Raw genomic sequence first — 10,738 nt, 5'->3', positions numbered from 1 at the left:
CAAAGCCACACACTTCCTCGCGTTCCTCACCCTCGCCGCGGCGCTGACCTGCTTCAAGAAGCTGACGAAACGCACCACATGAGACGTGGTCTAAGTGCACGTCTCCTCAGACGGATTGCCGCCGGACCGAAAGACCGCGGACATCACTGTCCGGCGGCACCATCGGGGGCCCATTCACGCTCGACAACTGCGGAGTCAAGGTCACCTTCGACAAAGCACCCACCAGGGCAGTCTCGTTGTATCAGGCTTCGACCGAGATTTTGCTGTCGCTTGGTCTGGCCGATCGCATGGTCGGCACCTCGACCTGGTTCGACCCGGTCCTGCCCGCCTTGGCGGGCGACAACGCGAAAATTCCCCGGCTCGCGGACAACGACCCGTCACTGGAGACCGTGCTCGCCACCGAACCCGACATCGTGACATCAGCGAGCGCCCACACCTTCACCCCCGCGGTCGTCGCGGAGCGATCTCGCCTCGCCCAGCTCGGCATTTCCACCTATCAGTCACCGTCGGTGTGTACCGGGGCGAAAGTCGCGATTGGCGGCAGCCACGACCACCCCCGCCCGACCTGCGCCGACCGTGGCGTTCTGGTTCTCCGGTATCGAAGCGCCCTATATGGCCGGATGTTGTTCGGCCTCCGGAATGTACGCACGGGAGGTCGGTGGCCGGAATGTGTTCGCCGACCAGCGCGAGGACTGGCCCGAGATCAACTGGGAGGCAGTCGTCGCCGCCGACCCCGATGTCCTGGTGCTCGCCGATCTGCGCCGCCAGCGCGTCGATGGTGATGCGCTCACCACGAAGATCGCATTTCTCGAGTCGAATCCGGCGACCAGCCGGATGCGAGCGGTCCAGGGCAAGCGTTATGTCGTGATGACCGGTTCCGAACTCGACCCGGGGATCCGCGAGATCGAAGCTATCGAAAAGCTGTCCACCGGTCTCAGCTCAGCGCGCTGATACGGTCCGGCCGCGGCCGCGGCCGTTGCGGACCGGTCGCGCGGGTATCATCAGCGCAGCGTTCGTCGAGGGAACACCGGTGTGAATCCGGGGCTGACGCGCAACGGTAACGGCCCGAAGGGGGCCGAAGCCCGATCACTCGACGATCGTCGCACCACTTTCGAGGCTCCGCGGTCGAGCCCTGACGAAGGAGTTCACGCGCGATGCGCCAGGCATTACGGCACCTGTGTGTCTTATCGATTCTCGCCTCGACACTCGCCATCACCGGGTGCACAACCCACGACTCCCGCACCAGTAACGTGGATGATTCGCGCGAGGGCTTTCCACTCACGGTGCAGAACTGCGGTCGCTCGGTCACCATCGACTCGCCACCGCGGCGGGCGGTCGCGCTGAACCAGGGATCGACCGAAATCCTGCTGTCGCTCGGTCTGGCCGACCGCCTCGTCGGCACCGCGACCTGGACCGACCCCGTGCGCGCCGATTTGGCCGACGCGAACGCGAAGGTGCCCCGGCTCGCCGACAACAAGCCCTCCCTCGAGGTGGTGCTCGGCACCGAACCCGATTTCGTCTCCGCGTCCTTCGGCGGCACACTCGGTCCCGGTGGCGTCGCCGATCGTGACCGCTTCCAGCAGCTCGGCGTCCCCACCTATCTGTCCCCGACCGACTGCGACGGCAAGTCCGCGGCGAGCATGAACTCCGACGGAGCGCGCACTGAACCGCTGCACATCGATTCCGTCTACACCGAGATCCGGCAACTGGCGGCGATCTTCGATGTGAAGGATCGGGGTGAGACTCTGATCGCCTCGCTGCAGCGACGACTCGACACAGCCACGGCCACCGCCGGACCGCACCCCGCAACAACGCTGGCGTTCTGGTTCTCCGACCTGCGGACACCGTATATGGCGGGTTGCTGCGGCTCCTCCGGCATCATCACAGGCGCGGTCGGCGCGAAGAACATCTTCGCCGACACTACCGACGAGTGGCCGCAGGTCAGCTGGGAAACCGTCGCAGACCGCGATCCGTCGGTACTGGTGCTGGCCGATCTGAGCAGGCGCACCATCGACGGAGACGCACTCGACAGCAAAATCGCGTTCTTGCAGTCGAATCCGGTGACCTCGCGTATGACCGCGGTGCGGGAGAAGCGGTTCGTCGTGGTCAACGGCGCCGACCTGAACCCATCGCTGCGCACCGTGGACGGCGTGGAGAAACTCGCCGCGGCGTTGGCACAGTGGGGACCGGTCCGCTGACCGGGCTCGCCGCCCAGCGTGGTAACGCCGTCACTGCGGTCGGGTCGACCGTGGGCTGCGTGGTGCTGGTGGTATCGATCGCGATCGCGTTGACCATCGGTCCGGCCGACCTTTCGGTAGGTGAGGTCTATGCGGTGGTGGGCGAGCATCTCGGGTTCGGCCGGGCCGGGGTGAGCCGGATCAAGGACGGCATCGTGTGGGAGTTGCGGCTGCCCAGAACCCTGCTCGCCGCGGTGTGTGGTGCCGGGCTGGCGCTGTGCGGGACGATTCTGCAGTCGGTCCTGCGTAACCCGCTCGCCGACCCGTTCGTTCTCGGCATCTCCTCCGGCGCTTCCACCGGCGCGGTGCTGGTCGCGGTGCTGGGGATCGGGGCGGGCTCGATTTCGCTGGCCGCCGGGGCGTTCGGCGGCGCGGTGGCCGCGTTCGCGCTGGTACTGATCTTGGCAGCGGCGGCAGGCGGTGGCACCGCGCGGATCGTGCTCGCCGGCGTCGCCGGAACCCAATTGTTCTCTGCCCTAACTTCGTTGATCGTCGTCTCGAGCGCCGACGCCGAACAAACCCGCGGCGTGCTGTTCTGGCTACTCGGTTCGCTGGCGGGCGCGGACTGGTCCGACGTGGCCGTGTGCGCGGCCGTGACCGGCATCGGTCTCGTGATCTGCATCCGCCGGGCGGCCGCCCTGGACGCGTTCACCTTCGGCGCCGCGTCCGCCGCGTCGCTCGGCATCCCGGTGCGGGCAACCAGGGCGCTGCTGCTCGGGGTGACCGCGCTGACGACCGCGGCACTGGTCAGTGCGGCGGGTGCGATCGGATTCGTCGGTCTCGTGCTGCCCCACGCGGCCCGCTTCCTGGTTGGACCACGCCACAGCAGACTGCTGCCCACCGCGGTCGTCGCAGGCGCTGTGTTCACCGTCTGGGTCGACGTCGCGGCACGAACGATATTCGCGCCGATCGAGATCCCCGTCGGCGTCGCGACCGCGCTGATCGGCGTGCCCGCGTTCATCCTGCTGTTGCTGCGGAATCGAGCGATGCCATGACCCTGCGTGCCGAGGAGCTGCGCTGGACCCGCGCAGGTCATCTGATCCTCGACGGCATCACCGTCGAGCCGGTCCCGGGTGAGACCATCGGTCTGCTCGGCCCCAACGGTTCGGGCAAATCGTCGCTGTTGCGGCTGCTCAGCGGTATCGGCCGCCCCGAAAGCGGCCGAGTCCTGCTCGACGACACCGATATCGCGACACTGCGCCGGAACCGGATCGCCCGCCGCGTCGCGGTCGTCGACCAGCACGCCGACACCGAAGTCGACATCACCGTCGCCGACGTCGTGTCCCTCGGCCGTATCCCGCATCGCGGCGTCTTCGGCGGCGACGCGGCCGCGGACGCCGAAGCGGTGCGACATGCCCTGTCCCACACCGGCATGACCGACAAGGCGGGCGATCGCTGGCACACGCTGTCCGGTGGCGAGCGCCAACGCACCCAGATCGCACGGGCACTGGCGCAGCGACCGCGCGAGTTGCTGTTGGACGAGCCGACCAACCACCTCGACATCCGTCATCAACTCGACATACTCGCCCTGGTGGCGGCCCTCCCGGTCACCAGCTACATCGCGTTGCACGACCTCAACCTCGCCGCGATGTTCTGTGACCGGCTGCTGATCCTCGCAGAGGGCCGCATCGTCGCGATGGGCCGACCGACCGAGGTGATCACCGCCGAGCTGGTCGAACAGGTGTATCGGGTGCGGACACAGGTCACCACCGATCCCGAGCACGGCTACCCTGTCGTGTCGTTTCGACCCAGCCTGCCCGACAAACCGAGCAGGACGGACTTCACGTTCGATGCACCGTGACCCGCGCAGCGCTCACCCCGAGCCGGCCGCACTCTGAGCCAGCGGCTTCCCGCGGGACGGTAATCGCGGCCCTCGGGGAACTCGAGTGTCGGAGTGGACGACAATCTGCACGTGGAGTGCGAAGTTTGCCGGACAGCACTGTCGGCCCGGATCGACGGTGAGCGCGAAGCCGTCCCCTCGGCGCGGGTGGACGAGCACCTGGAGCAGTGCCGAGAGTGCTGTTCCTGGTATGTCGCGGCCGTGGAGGTTTCGAAGCTCCTGCGCGGCAGCAGATCGCACGCACCCGACCTCACCGACGCGATCTTCGCCGCAGCCGAACTGCAACGACCGCGGCGATCGGTCTCCTCGACCTTGCGGGCAATCGTCCCGAACTCCCGCGCCGAGTTGACGCGACTGATGCTCGGCGCGCTCGGCGTCGTGCAGATCGGACTCGCGCTGGCTCAAACCGCAGGCCTCGACTTCGGGATGAGTCACCACGGTGCCGAGTCGACTCGCCACCTGCTGAACGAGAGCACCGCGTGGAACCTGGCCATCGGGGTGGGACTGCTCTGCTGCGCGATACGTCCGTCGACTACCGCGGGCGTGCTGCCCGTGCTCGCGTCAGTCGTCACCGTACTGAGCGCCTTCGTTGTCGCCGACCTCCACTCCGGCGTGGTGCCACTTTCCCGTGTCGCATCGCACGGCGTATTGGTCGTTGCGCTCGCGTTGGTCACCATCATCCAGCGAAGCCGGCCACCCCAGGTTTCTCCCCCGGTCGGCGACCGCGCACCCACCGAATTCGTCCTGCCCGCAGGCGCCCGATTGGGCAGACGCGTAGATCATCTCCGCTCGACCCATGATCCCGCCGCATAGTGAGAGGGACTCGCATGACCATCGGGCTCGATTCGACAATCGTGACGCCCAACCGGATCTCGCTGACGGTCACTGGAATGAGCTGCGCCGCGTGCGCGAGCCGGGTAGAGCGCAGGCTGAACAAAGTCGACGGCGTCACCGCATCGGTGAACTATGCGACCGGAGTCGCCACCATTGATGCCGTCGAAGATGTCACCGCCGAAGACCTTTGCGCAGAAGTCGACGCCGCTGGATACGGCGCGTCACCCATCACCGACCACGCCGAGGCGATCAGCGCCGCCCTCGAGGACACTGAGGTCAAGGACCTTCTGCGGCGCCTGGTGGTCGCACTGATGGCATTCTTCCCACTGGCCGACCTGTCGGTGATGTTCGCGACTGTGCCGTCCACCAGGATTCCCGGATGGGAGTTCATCCTCACCGCGCTGGCGCTGCCCGTCGTGCTGTGGTCCGCCGCACCGTTCCACCGCCGCGCGTTCGCGGGCGCGAAAGTGCGTGCCGCGAGCATGGATACTCTGGTTTCGGTCGGCATACTCACCGCCACCCTGTGGTCGCTGGACACGATGTATCTGCACCCATCCCGGACCGGAACCGCGCCGGGAGGAGTGTGGGCCGCGATCTGGGCCAGCGATGCCATCTACCTCGAAGTCGCGGCGGGCGTCACCGCGTTCGTACTCGCGGGGCGATACTTCGAGGCGAAGGCGAAGCGCTCGTCGGGGAACGCATTGCGGGCGCTGGCCGCACTCGGCGCCCGCGAGGTCACCGTGCTCACCCGCGACGACCGCGAAATACGTATTCCGATAAACGAACTCGTCGAGGGGCAGCGATTCGTGGTTCGCCCGGGCGAGACGATCGCCACTGACGGACTCGTGGTATCGGGCGAATCCAGCATCGATGCCTCAGCCATGACCGGGGAATCCCTTCCGGTCGACATCACGCCGGGAATGGCGGTGATCGGCGGCACCACCGCCCTCACCGGGCGGCTGATCGTCGAGGCCGCCGCGGTAGGTGCCGACACCAAACTCTCGGGCATGATCCGGCTCGTAGAGCAGGCCCAGACCGGCAAGGCACGCATGCAGCGCGTGGCCGACCATGTGTCATCGGTCTTCGTGCCATGCGTATTCCTGCTCGCAGGTGCGACCTTCGGCGTGTGGTGGATGATGACCGGAAGCGCAGGCGAGCGTGCGGCCGCGGCAGCGCTGGCCGTGTTGGTGGTCGCCTGTCCGTGCGCGCTGGGCCTGGCGATCCCCACCGCTCTGCTGGTGGCATCCGGCCGTGGCGCGCAGCTGGGCATCTTCATCAAGGGTCATCACGCGCTGGAAGCGACTCGCGACATCGATACCGTGGTGCTCGATAAGACCGGCACCCTCACCCACGGGGTGATGAGCGTCGTCGGTGTAACCGTCGAGGGCACACGCACCGACGCCGAGGTGCTGCGTTTGGCCGGGGCCGTGGAGTCGGCCTCCGAGCATGCGGTCGCGGCCGCGATCGCCCGGCATGCACGACAAATGCACGACACCCTGCCTACGGTCGAATCGTTCGAGGCACTACCGGGACTGGGTGCACGCGGCACCGTCGACGGTGCGCAAGTGCATGTAGGAAGGCTCCGCCTCTTCCATCGACAGCGCATCGACGTGCCCCAGGCGTTGCTGCGGGAACTCCGCCGTCAGGAACGAGTCGGCCGCACTGTCGTGCTGGTCGGGGTGGACGGGGTCGCCGTCGCGCTCGTCGCGGTGGCCGACACCGTGAAAGACAGCGCGGCACCTGCTGTAGCCCGACTGCATCGACTCGGTCTGCGCGTGTTCATGTTCACCGGCGACAACGCGTATGTCGCGCAGTCCGTCGCTGACGAGATCGGCATCGACGAGGTGGTGGCCGAGTTACTGCCAGAAGGCAAGGTCGAGCTGATCGCGCAGATGCAGGAGCGTGGACATCGCGTCGCCATGATCGGCGACGGCATCAATGACGGCGCGGCGCTGGCCACCGCGGACCTCGGCATGGCGATCGGCGCGGGCACCGATGTCGCGATCGCCGCCGCCGATGTCATCCTGGTGCGCGAAGACCTCGCCGCGGCCACCGACGCGATCGAGCTGGCACGCGCGACCTTGCGCACCATCAAAGGAAATCTGATGTGGGCCTTCGGCTACAACATCGTCGCCATCCCGGTGGCCGCGCTGGGTTTGCTGAACCCCCTGATCGCGAGCGCGGCGATGGCTTTTTCGTCGTTCTTCGTCGTCTCCAACAGCCTCCGCCTGCGCCGAGCACGTCTGGGCGGTTGATCGGTTACCGGGCATTGGGTCGAACACCTCGGGCAAGATCAACGACGGCTGCGGGCCAGCTGCTCCAGCATCGCGTTGTAAGCGACGAGGTCGGAATCGCCGTACTCGTCGTCCTTGCGGTCGGTGCGCACCGCGGTGCGCCGATCCTGGGCCGCCCACTGCGTCAGCAACGCGCCCACCACCAGCAGAATCGGGACCTCACCGGAAACCCAGGCGATGCCACCCCCGACATGCTGATCCGCCGACAGATCGATCGCCCACGGCAACTGGAGATTGCCGTAGAAACGCTGGCCCACCACGGAATTCATCGACATGATCGCGATGCCGAAGAACGCGTGGAACGGCATCACCGCGAACAGCATCCCCAGCCGTCCTAGATGAGGCAGCCTGCGCGGACCCGGGTCGATGCCGATGATGCCCCAGTAGAACAGGTAGCCGACGACCAGAAAGTGGACGTTCATCAGGACGTGGCCCCAATGGTAGCGGATCAGGTTCTCGAACAGCGTCGTGAAATACAGCCCGTATAACGAGACCACGAACAGCGCGATCGCCGTGCCGGGATAAGCCAGGACAGCGGTCGGCTTGGCATGCAACAGTGCCAGCACCCACTCGCGCGGCCCGTGCACCGCGGTCCGTGCCGCCGACGGCAGGGCCCGCAGCAACAGCGTCACCGGCGCGCCGAGCACAAGGAGCACCGGTACGAACATGTTCAAAGCCATATGCGTGATCATGTGCATGCTGAACATCGCGAGACCGTAGGTACCGATGCCCGAGGACGTGGCGATCAGTAGCGCTACACAACCGCCCATCCATGACAGAGTGCGCCATCGCGACCAGCGGTCCCCACGACGATGCAGACGCCACACGCCGAGGACATACGCCACAACCGCGACCAACGCCGCCGTCCCGAGCACGACATCGAAACGCCACGACGCCAGCAGCCGCCACAAGGTGGGCCGATCCGTCAGTTCGAAACCGAGGAACACCTCCTGCGCGGTGAACGACCGGTCGGCGAACGCGGGCGCCGGTTGCACCGCCATCGCCACCAACACACTCAGCACCACTGCGGAAAGCGCTGCACTCCAAGCGAAAACGAATACATTCCGGTCATCGGGCACCCGAGTGCGGTAGGAGCGCCACAGCGGCCACCCCGCCGCGACGAGCACCACCGCCGCGAACAGTGCCAACCTGCCGTATCCGGTCGTGAGCACACACGACCACGGCAACAAGACGCGCACGAGCACCAGCCCGCTGACCGCCGCGGCCACCGTGCACAGTTTCCCGATGATCCCGGCGCGCCGAACTGCGACCGCCGTGTCCGAACCACCGCGCCGCAGCTGCTCCGCGACGCACCAGAACAACCCCGGCCCCACCGACACCGCGACCTGGAAGAGGATCATCGCGCCCGTGCCGTAATCGTGGTTCGGCCCTTCACCCGCGTTGCCGACCACCGCGGGCGGCAGCACGCCCACAGCCGCCACCAACGTCAGCGAGACAACCCCGATCCAGGACAACGTCAATCGTGCACCGAGACTCACCGCAGCGGCCAGCACCGCGACGACAACCCATGCCTTGGGCTTCTCGCTCGCATCCAGCAATGCCCCGAGCGCGCCCGCGCGCACCAGACCCGACAGGCTCAACCCACCGACATCCGCTGCTGTGACCGGTACCAATACCAGCGCCGAGACGAACCAGGCCAGGCCGGCACGCTCGGCCAGCCGCAAGCCCGCATAGCCGTCGAGCAGAATCCGCCCCTGTGCGGAGATCCGCGTACAGCACACCGCATAGACCAGAGAGCCGAGCGCCACCGCGCCAGCGAGCGCGGCCACCGTCCGCAACAGCGCGTAGCCCAATCCGGACGCAAGCCCGGGGTATGCCGTGCCGGCCGCGCGGTAAGGAACCTCCCCCATCGCCAGCACGGCGCCGGTGACGAGCGTGAGCGACACCACCACCGCGACAATCCGAATGCAACGGACCTCTCCGCGATTCACGTCCACCGTTGGATCCACCCGACCTCCGACCAGAAAGTACTGCCCTCCAGAGGAAAAGCTCGCGCGTAGTGGTCGGATCGCACGGACGGGAAGTTCCCGACATCGATGAAACGGACGCCACCGCGTCGCCGACGCCTCCGATCAGTAGAGCCAGTTCTCCTTGTCCGCCCGCTGGCGGAACCGAACCCGCACGCCGCGCGACTATCTCACCTCAGGGCCGCTGACGGGCGGCGTGGCATGGCTGGGAGGACGGCAGTGCGGACACACCCCGAGGTAGGACGGGACCGGCTGACGACAGCCTCGGTGACCGGCGTACTGACAGCAGCCATGGCCTTCTCCATGCTGCAGTTGTTCGTCCTCGGCGCGCTGGGCCCGCGCCTCGTTCCGGATCTCGGGATCTCCACCACCGCATTGGGATTGACGACCACCATGGGCTTCGGGACAGCCGCGCTGCTGTCACCGCTGGCCGGTAGGGCGGTGGATCTGCTCGGTCCACGACGATGCCTGATCGCGCTGCTGCTGACCGTCGGTGTGGCCCTCAGCGTCATCGCCGCCGCACCGGCCTACGGCATCCTCCTCGCCGCGGTGGCCCTGGGCGGCGTGCCGCAGGCGCTGGCCAACCCTGCGACGAACAAAGCGATCCTGGCTGCGATCCCGCCGGCCGGTCGCGCAGGGGTGACCGGCGCCAAACAGTCCGGTGTCCAACTCGGCGCCATCGCCGCTGGATTACCGCTCACCGCGCTGGCCGCTTCGGCGGGCTGGCGTACTGCGGTGTGGACGGCGGCGGGTGTCGCGCTGCTGGTAGCGCTGTGGGTGTGGCGTACCCTGCCCGCCGACCCGCCGCGACAGCATCACGGCACGTCCAGCTCGGGCATCGGTGACAAGCCGCAACCACGTGGGAACGACGGCATCGTGTACTGGCTGGCCGTGTATTCCCTGTTTCTGGGAGCCGCCATGGCCTCGATCAACACCTACTTGGCACTGTTCGGCGAACGACGGCTCGGCCTCGGCGCCGCGGCAGCGGGGACCCTCGTGGCCGTGCTCGGCGTTGCGGGCATCGCAGGCCGCCTCGGCTGGGCACGTGTGGCAGGTAACCCGCGCGCGGCCGTCGTCCTGCCCGCCGGATTGGCGTTCGGATCCGGCATCGCGGCGCTGCTGCTGGCCACCTCCGCACTGATGACCGGGGTGGTGTGGATCGCGGTGATTGCCGTCGGCATCTTCGGCATGGCGGGCAACGCGGTGTCCATGGTGCTGGTGATCCAGCGCTCGGCCCCTGGACGAGCCGGACGCAACTCGGCATTGGTGTCGGCGGGGTTCTTCGCCGGATTCGCGGTCGGCCCACCGCTTTTCGGAACCATGGTGCCCACGATCGGATATAGCAACAGCTGGCTGATCGTCGCGACGGAATTCGCTGTCGCGGCGGCAGTCGCGGCGTGGTGGGCAGTGCGCGATCGAGCGACCCGCGTCCAGGATCAGGCATGAGGGCTATGCACGACACGCGCCGCTGTGAGTTCACGAAAATCGCGCCTCTACAGCAGTTTTCATCACGTACAGCTCAACAGCTGCATACGACGGAATGGT

At 67.2% G+C, this 10,738-nt stretch carries 8 protein-coding genes, 1 pseudogene and 1 riboswitch; of the genes and pseudogenes, 8 read left to right on the top strand and 1 reads right to left on the bottom strand.

Going from position 1 to position 10,738, the window contains the following annotated elements:
* Positions 1 to 287: 287 nt before the first annotated feature.
* From ACWEKR_RS33510 to ACWEKR_RS33480, 7 genes and pseudogenes are all read left to right on the top strand, one after another.
* Positions 288 to 464: pseudogene (locus tag ACWEKR_RS33510) on the top strand (ABC transporter substrate-binding protein); the annotation flags it as partial.
* Between the two features lie 112 nt (positions 465 to 576).
* Positions 577 to 951: an ABC transporter substrate-binding protein gene (locus ACWEKR_RS33505; RefSeq protein ID WP_452357917.1), complete on the top strand. Its 375-nt coding sequence runs from the start codon at positions 577 to 579 to the stop codon at positions 949 to 951.
* Between the two features lie 43 nt (positions 952 to 994).
* Positions 995 to 1,146, top strand: a riboswitch (adenosylcobalamin (AdoCbl) riboswitch).
* Between the two features lie 8 nt (positions 1,147 to 1,154).
* Positions 1,155 to 2,198 (top strand): ABC transporter substrate-binding protein, encoded by a 1,044-nt coding sequence (locus tag ACWEKR_RS33500; RefSeq protein WP_452357914.1) that lies wholly within the window; start codon positions 1,155 to 1,157, stop codon positions 2,196 to 2,198.
* 50 nt (positions 2,199 to 2,248) lie between these two features.
* Positions 2,249 to 3,232: a FecCD family ABC transporter permease gene (locus tag ACWEKR_RS33495; RefSeq protein WP_452357916.1), complete on the top strand. Its 984-nt coding sequence runs from the start codon at positions 2,249 to 2,251 to the stop codon at positions 3,230 to 3,232.
* On the top strand, positions 3,229 to 4,038 hold the full coding sequence (locus ACWEKR_RS33490; RefSeq protein ID WP_452357913.1) for an ABC transporter ATP-binding protein: 810 nt from the start codon (positions 3,229 to 3,231) through the stop codon (positions 4,036 to 4,038). The genes ACWEKR_RS33495 and ACWEKR_RS33490 overlap by 4 nt, the downstream gene beginning before the upstream one ends.
* 93 nt (positions 4,039 to 4,131) lie before the next feature.
* The gene (locus tag ACWEKR_RS33485) at positions 4,132 to 4,890 is read left to right on the top strand and encodes a zf-HC2 domain-containing protein (protein ID WP_452357912.1); all 759 of its coding nucleotides are present in this window, start codon (positions 4,132 to 4,134) and stop codon (positions 4,888 to 4,890) included.
* Positions 4,891 to 4,904: 14 nt separating this feature from the next.
* Positions 4,905 to 7,166, top strand: a complete 2,262-nt coding sequence (locus ACWEKR_RS33480; protein ID WP_452357911.1) for a heavy metal translocating P-type ATPase — start codon at positions 4,905 to 4,907, stop codon at positions 7,164 to 7,166.
* A gap of 38 nt (positions 7,167 to 7,204) precedes the next feature.
* Here ACWEKR_RS33480 and ACWEKR_RS33475 read toward each other — a convergent pair whose 3' ends face one another.
* Positions 7,205 to 9,118, bottom strand: a complete 1,914-nt coding sequence (locus ACWEKR_RS33475) for a cytochrome c oxidase assembly protein (protein WP_452357910.1) — start codon at positions 9,116 to 9,118, stop codon at positions 7,205 to 7,207.
* A gap of 294 nt (positions 9,119 to 9,412) precedes the next feature.
* Between ACWEKR_RS33475 and ACWEKR_RS33470 the strand changes: the two genes are divergently transcribed.
* The gene (locus tag ACWEKR_RS33470) at positions 9,413 to 10,639 is read left to right on the top strand and encodes an MFS transporter (protein WP_452357909.1); all 1,227 of its coding nucleotides are present in this window, start codon (positions 9,413 to 9,415) and stop codon (positions 10,637 to 10,639) included.
* Positions 10,640 to 10,738 lie beyond the last annotated feature (99 nt).

The organism is Nocardia sp. NPDC004573 (genome assembly GCF_053602135.1).
The sequence above is the reverse complement of the archived record's forward strand: the minus strand, read 5'-3'. Positions and strand labels throughout refer to the sequence as shown.